We start from the raw sequence: 24,764 nt of genomic DNA, 5'->3' as shown, positions 1-24,764 counted from the left end.
CACGGCAAACATCCCCGGCCACCCCCCTTAAAAGGAGCAACCTATCCGATGGCTGGTTTTTAAACCGCCACGCTCAGCAAATCGCTGGCGTTCCATTGGCCTGGTTTGTCACCGCCCTCTACACAGTCGGCCAATCGGCTGAGTTCAGCGTTAGCGCGATGCAACTGGTCCGTCCGCTGGGCGACTTGCTGTTCCAGGTTGTGATGTGCGCGCGTGAGTTTGTCAGCCATGTCATCGAAGTCGTGGCCCAGTTGTTCCACTTCGTCGAACTTTGGCATCGCGCTCGTGGGAAAATCGACCTCGGGCTGGAAACTGCGGGTCAACATTCTTGTCCGTTCGGTCAGACGCGCAAGCGGCCTTCCGACATAGCGTCGAATCAGCAGGCTGATAGCGATGCCTTGGAGCAAAAGGCAAAGAAATGCCGTTATGGCTACGCGCGCAACGGCACGCAGTGCGCCTGCTTGTATCACGTCCTCGTTTTGGATGGTGAGCACATACCAACCGGGCGTTTTGATCGTGCGCATCGACACATGTGCGGCCAACCTTGGCGCATGGCCCAAAAATGTCTTGCCGGCATTACTGCGAATGAACTGCCACAGAGCTTGGAGCTGCGGATCGCGCGTCTGCTTAAGGTCCAACAATTGTTCGGCCCCCGCTTCGCTCTGAAGCGTGTAGCGCGGATGCCGGATCAACATCCCTTCGGCCGATACGAGCACGGTATCCGTTGCACGAAGCCCATTCAACTCATCGGCCGACAGCAAATCATTGAGCAGAAGGCTCGTGCCCCAGGTACCAATGTGTCGCCCGTTCCAATCGACAGGGGTCATGCAGCCCGTCGTCCAAGTTCGACCGGATGTATCGTATAGGATATGCACGAGAGGCGTACATCGTGTCCGTCGCGATGGATTCAACGCAGCCGTGCTGATCTTTGCGAACGTTTCCTGTTGAAAATCAAGATTGCCGGGAGCTTTCTTCCGGTAGAAGCCGAGCTTGTCCTCACGATCCGGCGCGAACATGATGAGCGTATTGTCCGGAGTGAAGAAGTAGAGACTTTTTAGGTCAGGGCGAATGCCCTCTCCGACTGCGTGCGCCACCCGTGTGGCACGGAGAATGAGCGCTCGTTGGTTCGCATCCGGTTCCGTCCCGATATAGGCGCCCACACCACGCACATAACCGAATGGTGCCCGGCCACCGTCGAACAGCAGGTCCGAACTTCGCCGCCCCCCGCGACGATCACGCGGAAAAAGGGTGTCGAGGTTACGCGCGTCATCGGGGCTTGGACCTTCAGCAAGTTCTGCCAACAATAGCTGTTTAGCATGTTCATGCGCTGCGCTGAGCCGTGTGAACCGACCCTCCTGAAGTTCCGCCACTTGCCTATTTTGACCATCGAGCCGGATCAGTGCCTCGGCTAGGGCCTGGCGTTTTATATCGAAATACGCAGCCATGCCCGAAACTAAAAACAATAATCCGATCACGAGCGAAAGCGTGACAGCCGCCCTTGCAGAGATAGACATTTTACGGGGTGCAAGCATCTTCATGACGCTCTTTTTTGTCACGCCCAGGTAAACAACGCATAAACTATATCGGTGAGCGCAGGGCGGGATCGGTGATATACAGTGCGTAGGCTACACCCCGGTGGTGATCAGGATTGCTTATCCTCATGCTGATGCGGGTTGCAGAGATGTCCGGTTCTGGGAGCATCGTAGTGGTGCCAGAACGGCTAGAATTGGCGCATAGCCGTCACCCGCCGCACGCCCCTCAATCCAAGACGTTGGGCAAATCCTCAAACCCCTTGCGGAGCGCGGCGCTCCAGCTTTGGGAGATCATCGCGAATTCCTCATTATCCGCTTCGATGCGGGTGCGGACGCGGAAGTCGAAGGCGTCGGTGGCGATGACCGTCAGGTCGAGCGGCATACCGACCGACAGGTTGGAACGCAGCGTGGAATCCATCGACACCAGCACCGCCTTGGTCGCGTCCTCCAGACTGGTTTCGCGCTGGATGATGCGGTCCAGGATGGGCTTGCCATATTTATGCTCGCCGATCTGGAAGAAGGGCGTGTCTTCGGTCGCCTCGATGAAATTGCCGGCGGAATAGATGAGGTAGAGGCGCGGCTTGCCGCCCTTGCGCTGGCCCGCGATCATGATCGATGCGCCCGAACCCGATCCGCCCATCTCGATATTTTCGCGATAGCGTAGCTGCATCTTCTGCATCGCATCGCCCACGATCTGGGCGGCGCGGTGCATGGTGTCGCAGTTGAGGATCGTTTCGACATCGGGGGCGAGCTTGGCTTCCTTGATCGCCTTGCTCAGCGTCGCCTTCACCCCCTGGGTGATCGACAGATTGCCCGAACACATCAGCGTGATCGCCCGCTCGCCGGGCACATGATAGGTGAAGCTCTTTCGAAAGCGCGCGATATTGTCCATGCCCGCATTGGTGCGGGTGTCGGACAGCATGACCAGTCCCTGATCGACGCGCACGGCCACACAATAAGTCACGGCCCGCTGGCCCCCTATGTTCTGTCTGTCGCGATTCGCCGAATCGGCGGATGTCCATTCGACGTGCGATCGCTTCTATTAACCCGTCTGTTCGGGCGGCGGGACGCTTTGTTGTTGCTGCCGTTGCAGCTGTCGTTCCTCGACGCCGTCCTCCGCCTGCGCGATACGGACGTCCGCGTCAATCCAGATATCGCCCGCGACCGTGACGGAGCCACGGATCGGCGCGGCGTCATCGGCATCCAGGCCACTCGCCAGGCGCAGATAGCGTTCGGTGACGCACACGCGATTGGAGGGATCGAATCCGATCCAGCCCAGGCCCGGCACATGCGCTTCGGCCCAGCCGTGGGTTTCGTGCAGCGCGCTGCCATCGCCCGCGAGCAGATAGCCCGACACATAGCGGGCGGGCCGGCCGATCGCGCGGGCGGCGGCGATGAAGATCTGGGCATGGTCCTGGCACACGCCTGCGCCGAGCGCAAAGGCCTGCGCCGCTGTGGTGGCGGATGTGGTGACGCCGGATCGATACTGGACCGCGTCGCTGACCGCCGCGGACAGCGCATGGAGCTGCGCCAGCGGGCTTTCGCCGGTCGGCGCCCCGCGGGCCATGGCGGCGATGCCGTCCGATGCGTGCGTGAGCGGCGTGTCGCGCAGGAAATAGCGCGGATCGACGCGGCTATCGGGAGAACCGACGACGCCATGGCTTTCGCGCGTGTCGACCAGCCCCTCCGCCACGATCACCGCATGATCGAGCCGGTCGTGGCGAATCCAGATCGTCTCCATCTCGCCATAGCTGTTGCGGCGGAAGTTGGTGAGCGGCGCGTCATTGATGCTGACCTGCCAGTCGAGCACGGTCTGCGCGGGCGTATCGACCGGCATCAGCTTCAGCCGCATCGCCACGCGGCCCGCGGCGGCGGCGTAGCGATAGACGGTCTGGTGGCGAACGAGCAATTTCATGAAGTCCCCCCTTAGCCAGCCTGGCCCCGGCCGTCCCTTCCCCGATCAGCCGAAATGATAGGCCTGGGCGATTTCCCCGCCCAGCCGGTTGGTCATCGACAGGCCGTGCTGCACCGTTTCATGCAGACCGAAGCGGAAGATTTCACCGCTGTCGAGCTTCTCCAGCGCGACGACCATTTCCTGCACCGTATCGTGGCAGGCGGCGCGGGCGTCATGCCAGCCGGCGAGGCGATTGAGCCGGTAGGCCAGCTGGTCGTAGCAATAGGCGATGCTGCGCGGGAACATGCGGTTGAGCATCAGGAAATCGGTGATCTGCCAAGGCGTATAGGTGCCGCCATAGACATGATGATAGGCGCGGCTGCCCGACAGCGCGTGCAGCACCGATGTCCATTGATAATGGTCACGATTGCCGCCGATCACTTCGGTTTCGGGCAGCAGGACATAATATTTGACGTCAAGGAGCCGCAGCGTCATCTGCGCCCGCTCCAGCGCGGAGCCGCAGCGCAGGAAGTCGTGACCCTCGTTGCGTAGCTGGCCCGAATGGGCGGCGCCGCGGAAGGTCATGACGCGGGTCTTGACCCAGTCGATCAGCGCGGGAAGCTGCTGCCGCGCTTCGCCGACATCATAGCTGTCGAGCTTGCGCCAGCCGTCGTTGAGCGCTTCCCACATATCCTGCGTCAACATGGTGCGGGCCGATTTGGCGTTGGACCGCGCCTTGAGCAGGCAGGATCGGATCGAACTGGGATTGTCGGCGTCCAGCATCAGGAAGGAGACGGCGTCGCTTTCGGTGACGATCGTGCCTTCGGGAAAGCGATGCTCCGCCCCGGTGGCGCGCACGACCGATCGCCATTCGTCGCGATGATGCGCGCCGGGCAGGATCGCCATGCGCTGCCCCATGGTGAGCAGCCGCGCGGTGGCCTCCGCCCGCTCCATATAGCGCGCCATCCAGTAGAGATTTTCGGCGGTCCGGCTCAGCATATGTGGGAATCCCGCAGAATATTTTCCGTTCGGGCTGAGCCTGTCGAAGCCCTGCCCTTCACTTCAAGGAAAGAACAGCCCTTCGACAGGCTCAGGGCGAACGGTGGAGAGGCAGGTCCGTGTCCCATCATCAATCCTGCAACACCCAGGTATCCTTGACCCCGCCGCCCTGGCTGGAGTTCACCACCAGCGACCCTTCGGTCAGAGCAACGCGGGTCAGGCCGCCGGGGACCAGGCGGATCTGCTTGCCGACCAGGCAATAGGGGCGGAAATCGGCGTGGCGGCCGACCACCGCCGCGGGGCCGAGCGTCGGCACGGTGGACAGGTCGAGCGTGGGCTGGGCGATGAATTCGCCCGGATTGGCCCTGATCCGCGCGGCATAGGCGGCGACTTCGTCCTTGGTCGATTTGGGGCCGATCAACATGCCATAGCCGCCCGATCCATGGACTTCCTTGCCCACCAGTTCGTGCAGATTTTCCAGCACATAGGCCATCTCGTCGGGCTTGCCGCACTGCCAGGTCTGGATATTGTCGAGGATCGGCTTTTCGCCCAGATAGAATCGGATCATCTCCGGCACGTAGATATAGACCGCCTTGTCGTCTGCGATCCCCGCGCCCGGCGCCGACGCCAGCGTGACGCCGCCGTTGCGATAGACGTTGAAGATGCCCGGCACGCCCAGCAGACTGTCGGGGCGGAACACCAAGGGATCGAGATATTCGTCGTCGATGCGGCGATAGATGACGTCCACCGCCTTTGGCCCCAGCGTGGTCTTCATCCACACCCGGTCTTCGTCGACGAACAGGTCCGCCGGCTCCACCAGTTCGACGCCCATCAGGTCGGCCAGGAAGCTGTGCTCATAATAAGCGCTGTTGAGCGAGCCGGGGGTCAGCACGACCACGACCGGATCGCCCTTGCACGCCGGGGGTGCGACTTCTTTAAGGCTTTTGAGCAGTTCGGCGGGATAATCGTCCACCGGCGCCACGATCCCCTGCGCGAACAGTTCGGGGAACATGCGCGTCATGATTTCGCGATTTTCGAGCATGTAGGACACGCCCGAGGGGGTGCGGCAATTATCCTCGAGTACTTCGAAACTGCCAGGGCCAGTGCGCACGATGTCGATGCCCACGATATGGCTGTACACCTTCCCCGGCGGGGTGAAGTCGGCCATTTCCGCCAGATAGGCGCTGTTCTTGTAGATGATGTCGGCGGGCATGATGCCGGCCTTCACGATTTCGCCGCGATGATAGACATCGTGCAGGAAGGCGTTCAACGCCCGCGCCCGCTGGCGGATGCCCTTGTCCAGCACGCGCCATTCGTTGGCGGTGAAGATGCGCGGCAGCAGGTCGAAGGGGATCAGCCGTTCGGGATCGCCGCCCTCGCCATAAACGGCGAAGGTGATGCCGATGCGGCGGAAGATGGCCTCGGCCTCATCCATGCGGCGATTGAGTCCGGCAATGCCCGTTCGCTCCACCCATTTCTGCACTTCGTCATAACAGGGGCGTATCGAACCATCCGGCTCAAACATTTCATGGAAGGGCAATTGGACGTTCCTCCCTCAGCCACTATGGCCGGTTGTGCGTCGCAACATTAGGGCGCGGCGCAAACGGGATTGCAACAGAAAAATGACGCATGTCGCCCACGCTTTCGTTATTAGGGACCGGCAAGGCGGCGGGGGCATGACGATGGGGCATAGAGGGCGGGATGTAGGGCCGTGGATGACGGCGATGCTGGCCGCCGCGGCTATGATGCTGGGCGGGTGCGCATCAACCGTGCGCGAACAGATATACAAGGCCGATGACACGCGGATCGACATCGCCCAATGGGTGAAGGCATTGCCCCGCGCGATCCCGGTGCGGACCGAGGATGGCGTGGCGCTGACCGGCTATTATTGGCCGGGCGACCCCGCTGACCGCGACGTCCTGCTCTTCTTCCACGGCCGCGGATCGCATCAGGGCGTGGCGGCGCGCTATGCCGAGCATCTGACCGGCCAGGGCGACCATGTCATCGTCGTGTCCTATCGCGGCTTTGGCGGCAATCCGGGCAGCCCGACCCAGGCGGGCCTGATGGCGGACGGCCGCGCCTATGTGGCGCTGGCGCGGCAGTTGGTGGGGCCGGACGCGCACGTCTTTCTGGTCGGCCATTCGCTGGGCGGCGCGGTGGCGCTGCATGTGGCGGCGACCGTCACGGTGAGCGGCGTCGTCACCCTGTCGACCTTCGACAAGCTGACCGAGTCCGCACCGGCGGGCGTGGGCGCGCTGCTGCCCGACAAGTGGAACAATCTGGACGCGGCGACCAAGATCGCAGCGCCGCTGGTGATGATGCACGGCACCGCCGACGACCGGGTGGACATGGGCCAGGCCGCCGCACTGTTCGCCGCCGCCCGATCCCCCACCGACTGGCTGATCGCGCCGGGCGCCGGCCATAATCCCGACATGATACGCATCGCCCCGCTGGTCAGCGAAGCGGTGGAGGCCATGGATTCGGGCGCTTTGGCCCGCTATCCTGTGGCCTTGCCCGCCGGTTGGGAAGTCCGGCGGAAATGATCGCACAAGATTTGCGCAAACCCCGTTGACCGACCCGTCCGCGCTGCGTATAGCGCCGCCTCACCGCAGGGCACGGCCCTGACGGAGCCCATTGGGGCGGAGTAGCTCAGCTGGTTAGAGCAGCGGAATCATAATCCGCGTGTCGGGGGTTCAAGTCCCTCCTCCGCTACCAGTCAAGGGGTTTATCGTGTTGTTTTCACGCGATAAACCCCGGACCCCCTATGCAAAAAGCCACATTTGTTCCCACGGTTTGGTTAAGCCGGACTGGCATGATTCGGAACTGAACGGGACATAACCAGGCGGTTTCAGTAGGCAGCGCTCAAGTGTGAACTGCCGCGAATGGGACTAACCTGTTTGCCGTGTTAACTGGCCTATGGCGTACAGGGCGCTTTGCGAAGAGAGGTCTGCCATCAAGTTGTCCAGCTTGAATGAACCGGTCTCCCGAAGCTCGTTAGAGGCGCAATCTGCGTTGCCGTTCAATCGCATTTCCCGCTAGAGTTCCCTTTAAGGGGAACAAGAATCAATGGCATCTCAGGCAAATAGCGGCAGCGACCTCGGCTTTGAAGCGGACCTGTTCAAGGCGGCGGACAAGCTGCGTGGAAATCTGGAACCCTCCGAATATAAGCATGTCGCGCTAGGGCTGATTTTTCTCAAGTATATCTCCGAGGCGTTCGAACTGCACCACGCGAAGCTGTCCCAAGAAGAATATGCCGACCCCGAAGACCCCGAAGAATATCTCGCCGCTAATGTGTTCTGGGTGCCGTCGGAGGCGCGGTGGGAGCATCTGCAAGCCAATGCCAAGCGCCCGAAGATCGCCTTTACCGATGTCACCACCGGCAAGGAGCGCGAAGGCGATATTGGCAACTTGATTGACAATGCGATGGATTCCATCGAACGCGCCAACGCTGCCGTTCTGAAGGACGTTTTGCCCAAGGAATATGGCCGCCCGCAACTCGACAAGACGATGTTGGGCGAGCTTATCGACCTGTTCTCAGGTGTTGGGATGCACGGGGAGGATGCCAAATCCAAGGATTTGCTGGGCCGGGCCTATGAGTATTTCATCAGCCAGTTTGCGGGCGCGGAAGGGCGGCGCGGCGGCGAGTTCTTCACCCCGCGATCCGTCGTCCAGACCATCGTGGAGATGCTGGAACCGCACAATGGCCGGGTTTACGATCCGTGCTGCGGGTCCGGTGGGATGTTCGTGCAGTCCGAACGCTTCATAGAGAACCATCAGGGCCGTCGCAGCGACATCGCCATCTATGGGCAGGAGCGTAACCATACGACATGGAAGCTCTGCAAGATGAACCTCGCCGTGCGCGGGATCGACGCGGACATCAAGTGGAACAATGAAGGTTCGTTCCTGAGCGACGCCTTCCCCACCCTCAAATTCGACTACGCAATGGCGAACCCGCCGTTCAACATTTCGGACTGGTGGCAACCGCAGTTGGAAGGCGACGTGCGTTGGAAATTCGGCCAGCCGCCCGCAGGCAACGCCAATTTCGCATGGCTCCAGCATATCATTCACCACCTCGCCCCGCGCGGCACGGCGGGCGTGGTGCTGGCCAATGGCTCGATGTCCTCCCAGCAATCGGGCGAAGGTGAAATCCGCAAGGCCATGATTGAGGGCGACGTGGTGGATTGCATGGTCGCGCTGCCAGGCCAGCTTTTCTATTCGACGCAGATTCCCGCCTGCCTGTGGTTCCTCGCCCGCGACAAGAGCGCGAACGGCCACCGCCACCGCAAGGGCGAGTTCCTGTTCATCGATGCCCGTAACCTTGGCCATATGGTGGACCGCACCCGCCGCGAGTTTTCGGAAGCCGACATCGCGACGATCACCGGAGCCTATCACCGCTGGCGCGCAAAGCCGGAGGCTGGGCTTGGCGAATATGTGGACATTCCCGGCTTCTGCAAATCGGCCACGCTGGAGGATGTCCGCAAGCATGGCCATGTCCTGACGCCGGGCCGCTATGTCGGCGCGGAAAATACCGTGGACGACGGCGTGCCTTTCGCGGAGCGTTTCGCTACCCTGCAAGCCACGCTCGAAGAGCAATTCAACGAAAGCGACCGACTGACCGCGCTGATCCGCGAGAAGCTGGCAATGGTGGTGTTAGATGGCAATTGACCTGAATATTGAGCCTCTCGAAAAGGCCATTGCCTCGCTCGAAGCCGCGCTGGAACGGCACGGGCAAACGTCTGACGATGACATGATCCGCGATGCCTGCATTCAGCGGTTCGAGTTCACCTATGAACTGGCCCACAAGATGTTGAAGCGATTTATGGAGGCCACGTCCGCCAATCCCGACGAATTTGACGGGATGACGTTTCAGGATTTGATCCGATCCGGCAACGAACGCGGCCTGCTGCGGAGCGACTGGTCGCTGTGGAAAGAGTATCGCCGGGCGCGGGGTGTGACCAGCCACACGTATGACGAGGAAAAGGCGCGGGAGGTGTTCGCCATCGTGCCCGATTTTCTGTTGGAAGCGCGCTTCCTGCGGGATCGTCTGCGCGAAGGGCTGGCATGACGCCACCGATTGATCTGCGCCCCGACCATGCGAAGATCGTGCATGACATCATCGCCCGGCATCTGCCCGGCGGCGTGTCCGTGCGCGTGTTCGGTAGCCGCGCGAAATGGACAGCAAAGCCCCATTCCGATCTTGATCTTGCGGTAAAGGGCAAAGGGCCGCTGCCCCGCGCGGTGCTAAGTGACGTAGCCGAAGCGTTCTCCGAGAGCGATTTGCCTTTTCGCGTCGATGTGGTCGATTGGCATTCGGTCGCGCCAAGTTTTCAGGCGGTGATTGATCGGGACGGAAAGGCGCTGGGTTGGCCGCTTGTGACCCTTGGCGATGTCGCGTCAGAACTTACCGTGGGCCATGTTGGCTCTATGGCCAATGAGTATGTCGCGACAGGAATCCCCTTCCTGCGATCACTCAATATCGAGCCGTATCGGATTTCGTTGCAAGACCTCAAATTCATCTCCCCTGAGTTTCACAAGCGGCTCCGAAAATCGGCTTTGAAGCCCGGCGATGTCGTCATTATCAGGACGGGCAAGCCGGGCGTGTGCAGCGTCATTCCTGAGTGGCTGACCGATGCCAATTGCTCCGATCTTGTTATTGTTCGGTGCGGAAATGACCTCCACCCTCGATACCTCGCCTATTGGGTAAACTCGCTTGCGGCCCATCATATCGGGAGCAATTTGGTTGGCGCTGTTCAGCAGCATTTCAATGTCGGCTCTGCCCGGCAAATGCCAATCTCGCTGCCGCCGCTTGACGAACAGGAGCGCATTCTTTCCGTCCTTGCGACCATCGACGACAAGATCGAACTTAACCGGCGGATGAATGCGACGCTGGAGCGGCAGGCGCAGGCGGTGTTTCGGGATTGGTTTGTCGATTTCGGCCCTGTCCGGCGGAAACAGGCGGGAGAGGTTGATCCTGTCGCGATCCTGGGCGGCCTGACCCCCGACCCCACCTACACCACACACCTCGCCGCCCTCTTCCCCGATGCCTTCGGCGATGATGGCTTGCCTATGGGATGGAGCGCGCGACCGCTGGATTCGATAGCCGAGTTCCTAAACGGCTTGGCCTTGCAAAAGCATCCGCCAATACCGGGCGAGCCTGATCTGCCAGTCATCAAGATCGCCGAATTGCGGAATGGACTGACCGAGCGCAGCAACAGGGCATCACGGACTTTGCCGCCCAAATATATTGTCAGAGATGGCGATTTCATCTTCTCGTGGTCCGGCAGCTTAATGGCGAAGGTCTGGACCGAAGGCGATGGGGCGCTGAACCAACACCTCTTCAAGGTGACGTCGGCTACTTATCCGCAATGGTTCTATGCCCTGTGGGTCCATCATCATATGCCGGAATTTCAGCTCATCGCCGCCTCCAAAGCGACCACGATGGGGCATATCCAACGGATGCACCTGACAAACGCTGTAACTGTCTGCCCGCCTGGACCGTCGATTACGGCGATGTCAGAGGTCATGCAGCCGCTTTGGGATCGGATGATCCATTGCGAATTGGAAAACCGCACCCTCGCCGAAACCCGTGACTATCTGCTTCCTCGCCTAATGTCCGGCACGGTGCGCGTGGTTCCGCAGGATCGGGCCGCTTAATGGCTGTTGTCGCTATTCGCGCGCCTGAGCCTGTTTCCCACCTGTTAGCAGTGGGCGGCGCATTAGCATCAGAACAGGCGGGCCAGCCCCCGCTACGCAGTGACCGGCCCATGCCCCGACAATACTCCTACAGCGGCGAAGCGTCGAGATGAGCATTACGGAAAACATCGTTGAGCTGGCGGCGCTGGAAACGCTGCAAGAGCTGGGCTGGACCTATCTCCACGGCTCCATCCTTGCGCCCGATGGCGTCGCGCCGGAGCGGCGATCCAATAGCGATGTGATCCTTGTCGGACGGTTGGAGGCGGCGATTGCGCGGCTCAACCCCGATGCGCCCGAACCCGCCCGAAACGAAGCCCTACGGCGGGTGCTGACTGGAGAACTGCCCTCGCTGGTCGAGGAAAACCGGCGCATCCACAAGCTGCTGACCGAAGGCGTCGATGTCGAATTTCGCAACGACCGGGGGCAGACCGCCGCGACCAAAATCTGGCTGATCGACCTTGACCGCCCCGATGCCAACGACTGGCTGGCGGTCAATCAGTTTGCCGTGGTCGAGAACCGCGCCAACCGCCGCCCGGACGTGGTGCTGTTCGTCAACGGCCTGCCGCTCGCCGTGCTGGAGTTGAAAAACGCGGCTTCGCAGAACGCGACGTTAGGCGACGCCTATAATCAGTTGCAGACCTATCTGCACCAAATCCCCAGCCTGTTCAGCACCAATGCCGTTCTGGTCACGTCCGACGGGATGGAGGCGCGGATCGGGTCGATCACTGCCGATCAGGAACGCTTCATGCCGTGGCGGACCGTGGACGGGCAGGACTTCGCCCATCGCGGCACGCCGGAGTTGGAAACGCTGTTGCGTGGGGTGTTCACGCGCGAAAACCTTCTGGCGCTGATCCGCGATTTCATCGTCTTTGGCGACAAAGGCGAAGGCCCGTTCAAGATCATTGCGGGCTATCACCAGTTTCACGGCGCGCAAAAGGCCGTGCGGCAGGCGATTGAGGCTACTCGCCCGGATGGCGACCGCAAGATCGGCGTCATCTGGCATACCCAAGGGTCGGGCAAGAGCCTGTTGATGGCGTTCTTCGCCGGGCTGGCGGTGAAATCGGCAGCATTGGAGAACCCGACGCTGGTTATACTGACGGATCGCAACGATCTGGACGACCAGCTTTTCGGCACCTTCGGTCTGTGCCGCGACCTGATCCGCCAGAACCCGGAACAGGCGGACAGCCGCTATGACTTGAAACAGCTTCTCGACAAGGCGGCGGGCGGCGTCGTGTTTACGACCGTTCAGAAATTCTCGCCGGAGCGCGGCGAGGAGAGCTTCCCGATGCTGTCCGACCGGCGCAACATCATTGTGATCGCCGACGAAGCGCACCGCAGCCAATATGGCTTTGAATCCAAACTCAACCGGGAAACTGGCCTGCGCCGCTACGGCTATGCCCATTACATCCGGCAGGCGATGCCCAACGCCTCCTTCATCGGCTTTACCGGCACGCCGATTGAGGCGACGGACATCAACACCCCGGCGATCTTCGGCGAATATATCGACATTTACGACATCAGCCGCGCGGTGGAGGACGGCGCGACGGTGCCGATCTTCTATGAAAGCCGTCTAGCGCGAATCGAACTCAACGACGACGAAAAGCCGCTGATCGACGCTGAGATTGAGGCGCTGATCGAAGATGAGTCGCTGACCGAAGCCGAAAAGATGAAGGCGAAATGGTCCGCCGTTGAGGCGCTGGTCGGCTCCGACAAGCGGCTGGAGCAAATCGCGGCGGACTTGGTGACGCATCTGGAAGCGCGCATCGATGCGATGAACGGCAAGGCGATGGCCGTGTGCATGAGCCGCCGCATCTGCATTGCGCTCTATGACAGGATCATCGCTTTACGCCCGGACTGGCACTCTACCGAGACCCAAGAAGGCGTGGTCAAAATCGTGATGACCGGCGCGGCGTCCGATCCGCTTCCATGGCAACAGCATATTGGCGCGAAGAAGCGGCGAGATGACCTCGCCAAGCGGGCGCGTAACCCAGACGATCCGCTACGCCTCGTTATCGTTTGCGATATGTGGCTGACCGGCTTCGACGCGCCGTGCATGAATACGATGTATATCGACAAGCCGATGCGCGGCCACGGCCTGATGCAGGCAATTGCCCGCGTAAACCGCGTGTTCAAGGACAAGCCCGGCGGGCTGGTGGTCGATTATATCGGGGTGGCGCAGAGCCTTCGCAGTGCGCTTGGCCAATATACTGATAGCGACCGCGACAAGACCGGTATTGATGAATCCGCAGCGGTGGCGGCGTTGATGGAACGCTATGAGGCGATCCGCGATCTGTTCCACGGCTTCGATTACCGCCCCGGCATTGATGGCCAGCCGCGTGAACGGCTGATCTGTCTGGGCGGGGCTATTGACTGGGTTCTCCGGTGGCAGGAATCACAGGCGGCCAAGCAGAAGGACGTTGAGGACAAGAAGCGCGCGCATCGGCAGTTTCTCGACATGGTGCTGGGACTATCAAAAGCCTATGCGCTCGCGTCCGCCAGCGATGAAGCTCGGACGATCCGGGATGAAGTTGGCTTCTTTCAGGCGATTCGGGCGGCGCTGGCCAAGACCACGGCGACCGGCAAGATCAGCGAAAAGGATCGCGCCTTCGCCGTCCAGCAGCTTGTCGACCGGGCGGTGGCCTCCTCCGATATCATCGACATCCTCAAGGTCGCGGGTATACAGTCGCCCGACATTTCGATTCTTTCCGACGAGTTCCTGATGGAAGTCGGAAAAATGGAGAAGAAGAACCTCGCGCTGGAGGCGTTGAAGAAGCTCCTCAACGGCGAGATTGTCAGCCGCTCCAAAACCAACCTCGTTGAAAGCCGCGCCTTCTCCAACCGGCTGGAGGAAGCGGTGGCCCGCTATCATGCCGGGGCCATTTCCGCTGTGGAGATGATCGAGGCGCTGATCGGCCTCGCCAAGGATATGCAGGTGGCCCGCGCGCGTGGCGAGGAGCAAGGGCTGAGTTTGGAGGAAATCGCCTTCTACGATGCGCTTGCCGAGAATGAGAGCGCCGTTGAAGCAATGGGTAATGATCGCTTGCGGGTGATCGCTCACGAACTGCTGGAGCAGCTACGCAGCAACGTGACGGTCGATTGGCACCAGCGGGAAAGCGCGCGGGCACGGATGCGCGTGTTGGTGAAACGTATCCTCAAGAAATATGGATACCCGCCCGATCTCGCTGATGATGCGGTACAGACTGTGCTGGCGCAGGCGGAGATTTTGCTTCGGGAAATTAGGCATTAAGGAAGAAGCATTACCACTCTTCAGGTCGTGAATAAGCGCCTGTCCGACAAATCGTAGGGTTTTTCGTCACCGCGCGATTGCGGGATGCGCTCCCAAGAGTATCAACGACTCCTAATCCTGATGGTGCATCGAACTGGCCCTTTACTTTTGGCAGATGCCTTCTCGCACGCGGCAATAGTATCGCGGTTCTCGCGGGCCAAGTCGGCGGCGTCCACGATCACCTGCCAGCCTTCCGGGTTCCCGGTTCGCATCAGGTGGATACCGGCATCCCACAGGGTAGGCTCGCCTAGCGTGCGACGGGCAACGCGTTCCGGCCAGAGCCAGCTTTGCGGGCCTATGCTGGCCGCCCAGCCGGGATAGACCAGCCACAGAAGCGACACGGCCAGTGCCGCGCCGCCGCCGCAATACAGCATGTGCCAGCGCTGATCCTGTTTGGTCCGAATGGTCCCGACCGCGCGCATCTGATCCGCATGGGCTTGATGATGCAACTCCTGCGACTTCTTGATGGTAGCCCGGTCGGTCTCGCGCTCGGCCTGCGCCGCCAATCCGATCCGCTCCGCCATGCTCTCCGGCGTCAACTGCATGGCAGGTGCGTCCATGATGTTCTTGGTCTGCCCCGCCAACGTCGCAAGATAGCCGTTCATTTTTGCAAGCGTCGGCCCGTAGTCTGGAAATTCGAGGCTCTGCTTCTCTATGGCGATATGCTCAAGCGCGCGGGCCATTACCGCCATGCGCCCGTCCAACCGCTCCTCCATAGCGGCGACACGCTCCGAGAGATGCGCGAACGCCTCGGCGGCGGCATCGGGCCGTGGTTCCGGCTCCGGTTCGTTCAAAAGCCTCTGCTCGTCGTCCATGGTTTGGTCTCCTTGGTGTTAGCGGCTCATGCCGCGACTGATGTCGCGTCCGTGATCGAAGGGGATGGAGGATGCGAGGTCATGAGACAGGCTGCGGCCAACCTGCTGGCCGATCTCAAGCCCAAGTTCGCGACTGCGCAGGCCCAGCACCGATTCAAGCTGGGCGTCACGTTCGAGGCTTTTCGCCATGCCCGCCATCTGCTGCGCGGCGCTCTTCGCGCCCCGGAAATTGCCATCACGCACCAATTCCGCATGATGACGCTGCAATTGCTGCCACCCTTCCACGAACCGGTCGGCTCGGCTGTAGGGGTCCATGCGGATTTCGGTCTCCAATTGCATCGCCCGCACGGCGGCCTGACCACGCCCGTCGGCGGCCTCGCGGACAAGCTCCGGACTACTGCGGAACGCGCTGTTCAAGTCGGACGAACCTTCGGGGCGGATGGCGTCCAGAGCAGCGCGCGCCCTGTCGAACGCTTCGCGCTGGTGCGGCATGGCGTCCAGACCCTGTGCGCGGGTCTGCTGGATTGCGTCCAGCGCTCTGGCGTAGCGCTCAACCGCGCCGCGCACGCCGCCTGCGCGCATCCGCTGCGTATCATATTCGGGCTGGCGCTGAACGGCCCGCTCCTGCATGGGCGGCTCGGCCTTAGGCTGGAAGCCCGCAAAGATGTCGCGATCCTGCTGCGGCAGGATAGTGGGCCGGAAGCTGTCGAACATCCCCCGCGACTTCTCGACAATGGGCCTGAAGATTTCCGCGACGCGCTCGCCGAAGCTAATGCCGCGCTGCTCGGCATATTCCCTCGCCGGGTCGTCTTGCCTGTAATCGGTCGCCATATCCTTGCCGCGCTCGCGCGAAAGCGTGCGGACAAGCCGGGCCTGATCGCGAAAATCGTCACGGCCATAATGGAGCGCCATGCCGTCACGATGGCGGGACATGGCGACATAAGCCCCGTGGCGATCCATCCCCGGCGTCGCCAGCACATGCGCCCTGTCCACGGTCATGCCCTGCGCTTTGTGAATGGTGGCGGCATAGCCGTGGGCGAGGTCGCGATAATCCTTTGTGTCGAACGATACGGAACGCCCGTCATCGGTGCGGACGGACATATGGCCCTCGCTTATTTTCTCGATGGTGCCCAACGTGCCGTTCTTCACCTCAAGGCTGCGTTCGTTGCGTAGGAACATGATGCGGTCGCCGGACGCGAACAGGCGGTCGCCGCGCTCTGTCTTCACCTGGCGCTCTTCGCCCAATTCGCCCGCGTTGCGCATCGCCGCGCGCGCGGCCTCGTTGAGGTCGCGCACCTCCGCATTGGTGTGGGTTAGGATGATGCGGCTGGCGTCTGGATCGGCCTGCCGTTGGCGGTCCCAGCACTCGACCAGCTCATGCCGCGCATCCTCGCGCGTCTCGGCCTGATGCACCATGGCCTTGTCAGCATAGGCGGCGATCGCCTCGCCGGTTCTGCCGGTGGCCAGATGCCGGGTGGCGCTCTGCTGCCAGCCTTCGTGCTGGCGGCGAACCTGCGTGATCTCCACTCCGCCATGGCGCTCATGGATCGCGCGGAACGCCGCGCCCGCCTCGATCGACTGCAATTGCTGCGGATCACCGACAAGAACCACCTTCGCGCCAGCTTCGGCGGCATGGGATAGGACGCGCTCCATCTGGCGCGTGCCGACCAAACCCGCCTCGTCAATCACCAACACGTCGCGAGAGTTGAGCAAATCGTGGCCCTGCGCCCAGCCATGCTCAATGCTGGCGATGGTCCTTGAGGCGATGCCGGAACCATTTTCAAGTCCCTCGGCGGCGATGCCCGCAAGCGCCGCGCCGCGCACGTTGAGACCCGCGCTTTCCCACACGTCGCGCGCCGCGCCCAGCATGGCGCTTTTGCCCGTCCCGGCATAACCCAGCACCAGTGACAATCCGCGCTCGCCCGTTATATGGCGCAACGCAGATTTCTGCTCTGCTCCCAGGGCAAGGCCACCACTCTCGGCGGCGCGGCTGGCGTAGGTCGCCGCCGCCGAGAGACCATCGCTCCGGTCCATCGCAAGCCTGTCCGCCGCACGGCTCATCCGCTGTTCGGTCTCGATCATATCGCGCGAGGTGAACCGCTCGTCGCCGCGCCCGTCCTTGCCCAGCGCGATCAGTACCGGCGAATTACGCACCGCGCGCATGGCGGCGTTGAACTGCTCCTGCCCGTCGCTATGCCGGTGGATGAACATCGCCATATCGCGGTTGGTGAATGTTGCCTGTTGGTGGGTGATGGCGTTGAGCGCGATGCCGGGATCGGCGATGATGCGTTCGCCATTCTCCCGCGCGATCTCGCGGTGCATTTCCGCGCGGTCGGCTTCCAGCCCCTGGGCGTTCATCCGATGTGCAGGGCCGCCGATCTTGCTCTGCGGCTCAAGGTCTATCCCCTGATCGGCAAGGCTGCGGTGATCGATGCGGGCGTCAATGTCGAGTTCGGCAAGGCGGGTGTTTACATGATCGGCCCAGCGTTCGCGCCAGCGCTCGACATTCTCATGATCGTTCCACTCGCGCACCTTCGCTCCGAAGCCAGCGGTGCCGTCCTCGCGCTGCACGACCTCTCGCATGGTGAGCATGACATGGGCGTGCGGCTTGGGTTGGCCGTCCGCGCCTATATCCCAATGCACATTGAGGTCGGCGATCATGCCGCGATCCACGAACTGCGCAGACACGAAATCGCGGGCAAGCTCGATGCCCTGCACCTTGGTCATTTCGCGCGGAATGGCGAACTCGGCCTCGCGGGCAAGCTGGGCGTCCTTGCGCTTCTCGAATGCCTCGACATCGTTCCAGAGGCGCTCGCGGTCGCGCCAATGCTCGGGCGCGCCTTCTGGCAACAGGATTTCGCTATGCTCGACGCCGGAGCGGGCGCGGAAATCTTGGGGCCGATCAAGGCGCTCGTCGTGCAGGCGCTCGCCTGCGCGATAGGCGGCGGCAGAGACGGCGGAACGCCCCGTCGCGCGAGAGATGACCTGAACGGAGAAATGGAAGATCGCCATGACGATCGTCCATCTACACCGCTCAAGCGCACGTCGGAACGACGTATAAGCGCGCCCTTCTCGAAAATTTCTCGGACGGGACTAGGCGGTGTCAGACTGTCCCGGCGACTCTACTGCGCTTGCGGAGCGATCATCTTATCATAGCGTCATCGTCACTCAATGGAGACTTTACGATGCGCAAGCCCCGCGATTTTGATTCGGAACTCAAAGCCCTCGCTGACAAGGCCAAGACCCTCAAAGAACGGCGCGTGCGCCAGCTTGGCGAACTGGTGACCGCGACCGGGGCCGATGCGCTCGACGCCGATGTGCTGGCCGGGGCGCTGCTCCATGCCGCTACCGTGAAAGACGCGCCGACAAAGGAGGGATGGCGCAAGACGGGCGCAGCTTTCTTTCTCGGCAAAGGCGGCAAACCTGCGGGCGGACCTTCTGGCCAGCAGAGCGGCACTCTCCCGCGCGACGGCGGCGCGGCATCGGCTTGAAGCTCGAAAGGCGCGAACGGACATGCGCGAGTGGCAGGTCAAGCGGCGGGAAAGAACGCGGCACCTGATCGAACTGGGTGGCCTCGTCATCAAGGCGGGGCTGGTCGAACTCACCGACGATGACCGCGCCACGCTCTATGGCGCGTTCCTCACGGTTGCCGACCGACTGCGCAGTGAGGAACGCGCCAACGCACTTGCCCTTTGGAAGCGCAAGGGTAAGCGGGCCTTCGAGGCGGACGAGAGCAGCGGTTAGCGCGAAACCGATAAGCGCACATTGCTGTCCGGTTTTGCCTGATACTCGACCATCGCCGCCATGGGCGGGCTGCTCTTGTCGCAATAGCGCACGGTGATGAAGCCATCTCGGATCGCGGGACACAGGCCGGAGCCATAGAGAATGTCCGCCAGCGCGTCGAAGGTCGTCGCCTTGGCGCGATAGGCTCCGGTCCACCGCACCGTCCAAATGTCCTCATTGGCCTTGACCCTGTAGCCCGCCCTTTGCGCAACATCCATGACCGCGCCTAACACCGTGTCCGCCCGCACGTCGAAGTCCAGCACGGCGGACAGGTCTGCCGGTTCGGAACGGACGGCCTGCGCAGACTTCACCCGCCATAGCGTTGCCTCGGCCCCCGCCATGAAGAAGCACAGGCAGACAATCGCCAAGGGCAGATGGTCAACCCAGTCCATGAACCTGTCGGAGCGCCAGAACCGGCGAATGGGAATGAGCGGATTCCATCGGCCCGGTGATGGGGCGACACGACGCACGATCCGCCATGTCCGTTGCAGCATATTGGCGCGGCGCACAGGTCGGGAAAGCGCTATCGCTGTCGTCTGCGCTGGCGGTGGTGGAATCATCGCTGCTGGCAGGATCACGGCAAGCGAAGCCTGATGATCTGCGCAGGCGGACGCTGCCCGCTCCTGCAATATCTCCACCCGCTCGAATGCCCATGCCAGTTCCTCGCCCGAAATGCGGTAGGATTGCCCATAGCGTGCTTCGACATAGGCGCGGCGAATGCAGCCGAACGCCCGGCGCTCGAACCGACTGTCTCGTGGCCACGCCGAAGACAGGCGTGGGTCCAGCGCTTCCGCTGCCTCGCGCAGTTCATCCAATGCATGGGTGCGCGGCGCGTGCAGGCTGATGGATCGCAACACGCAGAGATAGAAATGTTCGCACGCCTGATGCAGCAGCAGCGCCGCCATCGGCGCATCGCCCCGGTTCCGATAGAAAGCCGCGCCAGCCAGAAATCCGGTGCCGCGTTGATACCACCGGATAAACTCCGCCACGCCCCGGATCGCCCGTTCTCGCGCTGGCAGGTAGCGCGGCTCTTTCAGCCGCAAGCCTTCCATCTGATAGAGCGCGATGCCCTGCTCAGCGATCGTGACAAAATGCGGGACGCCTTCGACAAGAGCGCCGTTCATCCGCTCAAGGCTTTCCACGCTCAGCCGCACCGGACGGGTAATTTCGCCATGCTCCCACGCGCGGCGGAGCCGATCACGCACCAGTCGCCAGTCGCGTTCGCTGCGGGCAAGCCGGGAATAGTTGACGATCGCCAGCAGTCGGAACGCTTCCCCCGGCGCGACCTCTCCCCAGTCCATCTCGGCATGGGGACCGTGCAGGATGAGGGTGAGTATGCGGCCCGCCCGGAAATGTTCAGAGCATCGGCCCTTGGTCGTTTCCTCGAACGCATCGAACAGGATCGTGGTGATGTGAAGAAGCTCGTCCCGGATCGGCGCGGGCAGATGATCGGCGTCGATACGCAGCATCATGACCGCGCCTCCTGTGGGCGACGCTGGCAACCCTTCGGGCGCGGGTGGCCTGTCACGTCATGCACGCGGTCCACCAAGGCACGCACAAGGGGCGTAATCATGGCGGGAATGAAGCCACCCGTGCGGGGCCGGTCTTCCTCCCACTCATGATAATGATAGCCCCATTTCCAGTAGGGCGAGAGAACCTCAGCCAGCCGCGCCATGTCGGGGCAGTTGTGACCGAAGCCGCAGGCATTGGCGTAGGCCAGCGCCTTGGCGATGTCCTGCTTGATGTGGCGGGCGTTCCACGCATCGGCAAAGCCCATGTCGAGCAGATAGGCACACAGCGCCTGCTGGGTCACGAAACCGGCCTGATGCAGCGCTTCCTTTGCATGTCGCGGTTCGATGAAGAAATCTGGTTCGAGCGTGGTCATCCAGCGTTCGGCATTGTGATAGCGGAAGCGGCTTATGCTTCGGCCCTCCTTCGTCCGCTCAAGCTTGGCGGGTTCATCCTCGTAGCGTTGGTGAAACGCCGCCAGTGCGCCCTCCCAGGGCGAGGCAATCGCCGACGCCGTAACTGGTATGACGGTTAATCCGCGTAGCAGAGCGCGGCGAGATGTACCGATTTTCGAATCGTCAGACGGATATTCACCTTTCGCCATTGCCTTGCCTCCATCGGCTACGTCCTTTGGATTACATCTCGCAAAAGACTATCAGATATCGCTTATACGACAAAAGAATGGCATTAATCAATAACCGATATCCCTTAATGAACTTGTGATTGAACAGGCGTCATCGTCGGTTACGAAACTTCCATGGGAAGACCGCCGCTCGGAGTAAAAACAACCGTTGTCCGTCTGCCGAATGGCTTGGCGGAGCGCATTGACGATCTGATCGGCCCCAATCGGCGCGCTCAGTTCATCCGCAGCCTCGTCGAAAAGGAGGTCGAACGATTGGAGAGCGAACGTACCGCAAAGTCCGGCAGGCAGTCTTCAACCTGAAAGAAGCCTTCGGCTGCGGTTGTCGGGCAACTCGCCAATCCGGCGGTAATTCTCACGCATTCCGCCATTCACCAGTTCTTGTGACATCGTGATTTGCAGTGTCGCCGCAGAATTGTGTGGCTCGTGCCTGAAGCCAATGCGCTTCCCGACAGACGGCAATGCGCCATTGACGGTTGGTACGTCACCGCCAACGAAATCGGCGAAAGCGGAAATTCGTTTAGCCGCCTGCGGAGCCTCGCTACGGCTTGTAGTGCCATCTTCCTCACCAACTGTGCCAGCAGGAGCGGCCGCCTAGACCGCAGATATTTGGAAGTTTCGCATCCGTCAGTATCTAGGATACTGAAGATGTCGGGGAAATTATAGGGGAATGGCGACGATGGCGCTTTTGACTTTCGACGAGGCAATCGCGGATTCCGCTAGGTTCTCGAAACGGCATCTTCTGCTCGGCAATGGTTTTAGCATTGCCTGCCGGAAGCACATCTTCCATTACGGCTCGCTATTCGCGCAGGCTGACTTCAGTGCTTGCCCTGAAGTGAAGACGGTGTTCGAGGCGCTCGGCACCCAAGACTTCGAAGCCGCGATACGCTCACTCGAAAACGCCGCGCGCATCTTGCCAGCTTATGTGCCCGACGGTGCCGGTGCGATCGCCAAGATGCAAGCGCACGCTGGGGCATTAAAGGAAATCCTCATTCAGACGATTGCCGGCAACCATCCCGCAATACCACCTGAAGTTGCCGATGAGGAATTCTGGGCATGCCGGGCATTCCTCAACCATTTCCTTGGCGAGGACGGACAGGTCTTCACGCTCAATTATGATCTGTTGCTCTATTGGGCGTTGATGCACGACGACGATCCGCTCGGTACGACGCTCAACCTTGCACGGAACGACGGGTTTGGAAATCACGAGGATGCGCCCGACGCCGAATATGTGGTGTGGCAGGGCGAAGTCGGCGCACATGATGCCCGCATTCATTTCCTCCATGGCGCGCTGCACCTGTTCGACTCCGGCTCGGAACTGAAGAAATATACCTGGGTCCGCAAGGGCATACCGCTGATCGAACAGGCCCGTGAAGCGATCGATGGCGACGCCTATCCATTGTTCGTTGCCGAGGGATCGAGTAGCCAGAAGAAGGCTAAGATTCGTCACAATGCCTATTTGTACCAAGGCTTTAAGCAATTCACTGCAAATGTTAAGCAGGGCAAGCATTGCTTTTTCATCTTCGGTCATTCACTCGCCGCCAATGACGATCACATCCTGATCCGGATGGCGCGCGGGAAGTTCCCAAAACTCTATCTCGGTCTCTATGGCGATCCCGACAGCGACGATAACAACCGCATCATTACGCGCGCGCATGGCTTGGCCGCGCAACGACACGAGAAGGTGCCGCTCGAAGTTGAATTCTATGACGCTGCGTCTGCCAACGTATGGAGTTAACCGACAACGGCAGGTCCGATAAGGCCTACCGAAAGCCGACGGTTCGCGTACCTCCCGGCAAAACTGCTTTGCGCCGATTTCGGTCGATCTCCCGCAATTCTAATGGTCCTGAAATCCGTCGTTGAAACCCCGGATGGTAAGTGCGCTGCTTCATATCCTAGGCTGTTAATTTTTCCGCGAAGGCAACAAGACGGGCCATCCGCGCCTTTATGAAACCGTCATAGTCGTCGTTAAACTCCTCCGCTGCACAAAAGGCAGAAGCGAGTGTCTCATCGACGTTATGTTCCGTGCCCCCCAAATCTTGCAGATACACAGAGGGCCGCTTTCTACCAATATTTCTATTCTCCGCAGCACTAAGAAAGCAAAAGTTAGCAAGCATATTTATTGATGGCTCATCATATCCATTTTCACGCAAAAATGCTCGCGGGTAAGTGTGATGAAATTCAGACCGGTTGTAGCTTTGCAACACTCGGTCGAGATCAATTTCTTTACCCGACAACAAGCTTTTTGGATAATTATTAGATAGCAGCAAAACGAAAGTCTTTGTGGCAGCAGCGCCTACGCGAAACGAACTTTTGAAGAACGCTTCGTCAACTTTCAGGTCAATTTCGCCAAAGGTGTTTGGCTGGCCATTTTTCAGAAGCTCTGCCTGTTGAATATCGTAGATAGTCGTCTTGCGTGTTTGGCTGGAATATCGAGCAGAAAAGCAAGTTCGCCAGAACCACCGTTTCAAACGGTTATAAGTTGCCGCATTATATACGACATCCTTTCCTTCGGGTTCGGCGAAGAAGACGGCTAGCGGGACGAGCATTGATGGATAGGGTAGTAGCTTTAGGTGTACAACCTTCAGCTGAGTTCTGAGAAAGTCGATCGCGCCGCGAATGCCCTGTTCGACGCGAGGAAATTGTGCACGAACATCTGATCCGTTTAAGTTTAGTAGCGTTTCAGGGCCTGGCTCACCTGCTAAAATCCCTGCTACGCAACTAAGGATCAGATCGGAGTCATCCCCAACGCCAGCAAATCCGAAATCTGATAATTCGTCTCGAAGGTCACGGAACTTGTCTAAAAGGTCAAAATCCTCACTCCAAGTCCAAGCCGACAGCAGTTGCAGCGTATCCAACGCTACGCCGAGATGATTAATTCTTTCGAAGACAATTGCGACGATTGACCGATCTTCACTTTTGAGTACCTGAACGGGAATTGTAACCTCTTTAAACTTCTCTTGGAGTTTATCGATGGTCGCAATTCTTGTTTTGTCCAAATGTTCGGTATTGGATCGGTAGCCCACGGAATCAAACAAGACACGCATAGGGAAATATCGTTGGCGTTCGGCATCCTCAACTTTTTCCAGTGCAACAAAAGCGCTGTCTTGAGGATTGTCGCCCGCGTCTAGGTCGAAGTAGATGTCCATCCATTCAGGATTTTTTTCAGGCTTCAGCTCGGTCTGAAACACCGTGAAGATAGATGTCAGGCGTTGCTGCCCGTCCAACACATAGTCTATCGGATACTCTGCCTCTGGATCAGGTAATGTAAATGTACCTAGACTACGTTCAGCAGCTAACTGTTGCTTAGTACGCCAGAATAGAAGAGAGCCAAATGGATATCCCTTATAGATGCTATCTAAAAGATGCGCTACTCTATCCATCTCCCAAACGAAGCCGCGCTGGAAAGCAGGTATTCTGATCTCGCCGCTAGTAACGGCATCCAGTATCTTACGGATAGAGTAAGACTGATAATCCATTGAAAACCCCTCCATTGGGACCGAATTTGCTTTTCACGGCGATACCGACTTTGTTCGTTGCAACCGTAATACGTAAGCATATGGATATCTACATTTTTGCCCCGCCCCGTTGCCGCACCACGCTTGGCGGCCCC

Annotated in this window: 18 protein-coding genes and 1 tRNA gene; 9 read left to right on the top strand and 10 right to left on the bottom strand. The window is 60.4% G+C overall.

The window, feature by feature from the left end; all coding sequences use genetic code 11:
- Positions 1 to 59: 59 nt before the first annotated feature.
- The 5 genes from HHL08_RS03450 to HHL08_RS03430 all read right to left on the bottom strand — a co-directional run bounded on the left by HHL08_RS03450 (position 60) and on the right by HHL08_RS03430 (position 5,965).
- Positions 60 to 1,538 (bottom strand): hybrid sensor histidine kinase/response regulator, encoded by a 1,479-nt coding sequence (locus HHL08_RS03450; RefSeq protein ID WP_169571048.1) that lies wholly within the window; start codon positions 1,536 to 1,538, stop codon positions 60 to 62.
- A 220-nt stretch (positions 1,539 to 1,758) separates the two neighbouring features.
- Positions 1,759 to 2,496: a peptidase gene (locus tag HHL08_RS03445; protein ID WP_169571047.1), complete on the bottom strand. Its 738-nt coding sequence runs from the start codon at positions 2,494 to 2,496 to the stop codon at positions 1,759 to 1,761.
- Positions 2,497 to 2,574: 78 nt separating this feature from the next.
- Positions 2,575 to 3,447 (bottom strand): transglutaminase family protein, encoded by an 873-nt coding sequence (locus HHL08_RS03440; RefSeq protein WP_169571046.1) that lies wholly within the window; start codon positions 3,445 to 3,447, stop codon positions 2,575 to 2,577.
- A gap of 45 nt (positions 3,448 to 3,492) precedes the next feature.
- Positions 3,493 to 4,425, bottom strand: coding sequence for an alpha-E domain-containing protein (locus HHL08_RS03435; RefSeq protein WP_169571045.1), 933 nt, complete (start codon positions 4,423 to 4,425; stop codon positions 3,493 to 3,495).
- A 130-nt stretch (positions 4,426 to 4,555) separates the two neighbouring features.
- Positions 4,556 to 5,965, bottom strand: a complete 1,410-nt coding sequence (locus HHL08_RS03430) for a circularly permuted type 2 ATP-grasp protein (protein WP_169571044.1) — start codon at positions 5,963 to 5,965, stop codon at positions 4,556 to 4,558.
- 136 nt (positions 5,966 to 6,101) lie between these two features.
- On the opposite strand from HHL08_RS03430, the gene HHL08_RS03425 reads away from it, so the two are divergent.
- From HHL08_RS03425 to HHL08_RS03400, 6 genes are all read left to right on the top strand, one after another.
- On the top strand, positions 6,102 to 6,968 hold the full coding sequence (locus HHL08_RS03425; RefSeq protein ID WP_235954663.1) for an alpha/beta hydrolase: 867 nt from the start codon (positions 6,102 to 6,104) through the stop codon (positions 6,966 to 6,968).
- A 95-nt stretch (positions 6,969 to 7,063) separates the two neighbouring features.
- Positions 7,064 to 7,140, top strand: a tRNA-Met gene (locus tag HHL08_RS03420).
- A gap of 351 nt (positions 7,141 to 7,491) precedes the next feature.
- Positions 7,492 to 9,090 (top strand): class I SAM-dependent DNA methyltransferase, encoded by a 1,599-nt coding sequence (locus HHL08_RS03415; RefSeq protein WP_169571043.1) that lies wholly within the window; start codon positions 7,492 to 7,494, stop codon positions 9,088 to 9,090.
- Positions 9,080 to 9,490: a nucleotidyltransferase substrate binding protein gene (locus HHL08_RS03410; RefSeq protein ID WP_169571042.1), complete on the top strand. Its 411-nt coding sequence runs from the start codon at positions 9,080 to 9,082 to the stop codon at positions 9,488 to 9,490. The genes HHL08_RS03415 and HHL08_RS03410 overlap by 11 nt, the downstream gene beginning before the upstream one ends.
- A complete protein-coding gene (locus HHL08_RS03405; protein ID WP_169571041.1) occupies positions 9,487 to 11,079 on the top strand; it encodes a restriction endonuclease subunit S in 1,593 nt (530 codons plus the stop codon). The genes HHL08_RS03410 and HHL08_RS03405 overlap by 4 nt, the downstream gene beginning before the upstream one ends.
- 148 nt (positions 11,080 to 11,227) lie before the next feature.
- A complete protein-coding gene (locus HHL08_RS03400; protein WP_169571040.1) occupies positions 11,228 to 14,365 on the top strand; it encodes a type I restriction endonuclease subunit R in 3,138 nt (1,045 codons plus the stop codon).
- Positions 14,366 to 14,466: 101 nt separating this feature from the next.
- Here HHL08_RS03400 and HHL08_RS03395 read toward each other — a convergent pair whose 3' ends face one another.
- Both HHL08_RS03395 and traA read right to left on the bottom strand, forming a co-directional pair.
- Complete coding sequence (locus HHL08_RS03395; RefSeq protein ID WP_169571039.1) at positions 14,467 to 15,219, bottom strand: DUF6118 family protein; 753 nt, start codon at positions 15,217 to 15,219, stop codon at positions 14,467 to 14,469.
- Positions 15,220 to 15,237: 18 nt separating this feature from the next.
- Entirely contained in the window at positions 15,238 to 18,231 is a 2,994-nt protein-coding gene (gene traA, locus HHL08_RS03390; protein WP_169571038.1) for a Ti-type conjugative transfer relaxase TraA, read from the bottom strand.
- A gap of 173 nt (positions 18,232 to 18,404) precedes the next feature.
- Between traA and HHL08_RS03385 the strand changes: the two genes are divergently transcribed.
- Positions 18,405 to 18,710 (top strand): conjugal transfer protein TraD, encoded by a 306-nt coding sequence (locus HHL08_RS03385; protein ID WP_169571037.1) that lies wholly within the window; start codon positions 18,405 to 18,407, stop codon positions 18,708 to 18,710.
- A 22-nt stretch (positions 18,711 to 18,732) separates the two neighbouring features.
- Positions 18,733 to 18,963 (top strand): conjugal transfer protein TraD, encoded by a 231-nt coding sequence (locus HHL08_RS03380; RefSeq protein WP_169571036.1) that lies wholly within the window; start codon positions 18,733 to 18,735, stop codon positions 18,961 to 18,963.
- Here HHL08_RS03380 and HHL08_RS03375 read toward each other — a convergent pair.
- Both HHL08_RS03375 and HHL08_RS03370 read right to left on the bottom strand, forming a co-directional pair.
- Positions 18,960 to 20,474, bottom strand: coding sequence for a HEPN domain-containing protein (locus tag HHL08_RS03375; RefSeq protein WP_169571035.1), 1,515 nt, complete (start codon positions 20,472 to 20,474; stop codon positions 18,960 to 18,962). The genes HHL08_RS03380 and HHL08_RS03375 overlap by 4 nt on opposite strands.
- On the bottom strand, positions 20,471 to 21,115 hold the full coding sequence (locus HHL08_RS03370; RefSeq protein ID WP_169571034.1) for a hypothetical protein: 645 nt from the start codon (positions 21,113 to 21,115) through the stop codon (positions 20,471 to 20,473). The genes HHL08_RS03375 and HHL08_RS03370 overlap by 4 nt, the downstream gene beginning before the upstream one ends.
- A gap of 706 nt (positions 21,116 to 21,821) precedes the next feature.
- Here HHL08_RS03370 and HHL08_RS03365 point away from each other — a divergent pair.
- Positions 21,822 to 22,889, top strand: coding sequence for a DUF4917 family protein (locus HHL08_RS03365; RefSeq protein WP_235954661.1), 1,068 nt, complete (start codon positions 21,822 to 21,824; stop codon positions 22,887 to 22,889).
- A 157-nt stretch (positions 22,890 to 23,046) separates the two neighbouring features.
- Here the strand turns inward: HHL08_RS03365 and HHL08_RS03360 are convergent, their stop codons facing one another.
- On the bottom strand, positions 23,047 to 24,630 hold the full coding sequence (locus HHL08_RS03360; protein WP_169571033.1) for a DUF262 domain-containing protein: 1,584 nt from the start codon (positions 24,628 to 24,630) through the stop codon (positions 23,047 to 23,049).
- Positions 24,631 to 24,764 lie beyond the last annotated feature (134 nt).

Source organism: Sphingobium psychrophilum (assembly GCF_012927105.1).
GTDB lineage: Bacteria > Pseudomonadota > Alphaproteobacteria > Sphingomonadales > Sphingomonadaceae > Sphingobium > Sphingobium psychrophilum.
This window is presented reverse-complemented; position numbering and strand designations above follow the sequence as displayed.

Coding starts and splice junctions, on each gene's coding strand:
- HHL08_RS03450 (WP_169571048.1), bottom strand. CDS start 1,538: ATGAAGATGCTTGCACCCCGTAAAATGTCTATCTCTGCAAGGGCGGCT.
- HHL08_RS03440 (WP_169571046.1), bottom strand. CDS start 3,447: ATGAAATTGCTCGTTCGCCACCAGACCGTCTATCGCTACGCCGCCGCC.
- HHL08_RS03435 (WP_169571045.1), bottom strand. CDS start 4,425: ATGCTGAGCCGGACCGCCGAAAATCTCTACTGGATGGCGCGCTATATG.
- HHL08_RS03425 (WP_235954663.1), top strand. CDS start 6,102: ATGACGATGGGGCATAGAGGGCGGGATGTAGGGCCGTGGATGACGGCG.
- HHL08_RS03415 (WP_169571043.1), top strand. CDS start 7,492: ATGGCATCTCAGGCAAATAGCGGCAGCGACCTCGGCTTTGAAGCGGAC.
- HHL08_RS03410 (WP_169571042.1), top strand. CDS start 9,080: ATGGCAATTGACCTGAATATTGAGCCTCTCGAAAAGGCCATTGCCTCG.
- HHL08_RS03405 (WP_169571041.1), top strand. CDS start 9,487: ATGACGCCACCGATTGATCTGCGCCCCGACCATGCGAAGATCGTGCAT.
- HHL08_RS03400 (WP_169571040.1), top strand. CDS start 11,228: ATGAGCATTACGGAAAACATCGTTGAGCTGGCGGCGCTGGAAACGCTG.
- HHL08_RS03395 (WP_169571039.1), bottom strand. CDS start 15,219: ATGGACGACGAGCAGAGGCTTTTGAACGAACCGGAGCCGGAACCACGG.
- traA (WP_169571038.1), bottom strand. CDS start 18,231: ATGGCGATCTTCCATTTCTCCGTTCAGGTCATCTCTCGCGCGACGGGG.
- HHL08_RS03385 (WP_169571037.1), top strand. CDS start 18,405: ATGCGCAAGCCCCGCGATTTTGATTCGGAACTCAAAGCCCTCGCTGAC.
- HHL08_RS03380 (WP_169571036.1), top strand. CDS start 18,733: ATGCGCGAGTGGCAGGTCAAGCGGCGGGAAAGAACGCGGCACCTGATC.
- HHL08_RS03375 (WP_169571035.1), bottom strand. CDS start 20,474: ATGATGCTGCGTATCGACGCCGATCATCTGCCCGCGCCGATCCGGGAC.
- HHL08_RS03370 (WP_169571034.1), bottom strand. CDS start 21,115: ATGGCGAAAGGTGAATATCCGTCTGACGATTCGAAAATCGGTACATCT.
- HHL08_RS03365 (WP_235954661.1), top strand. CDS start 21,822: ATGGCGACGATGGCGCTTTTGACTTTCGACGAGGCAATCGCGGATTCC.
- HHL08_RS03360 (WP_169571033.1), bottom strand. CDS start 24,630: ATGGATTATCAGTCTTACTCTATCCGTAAGATACTGGATGCCGTTACT.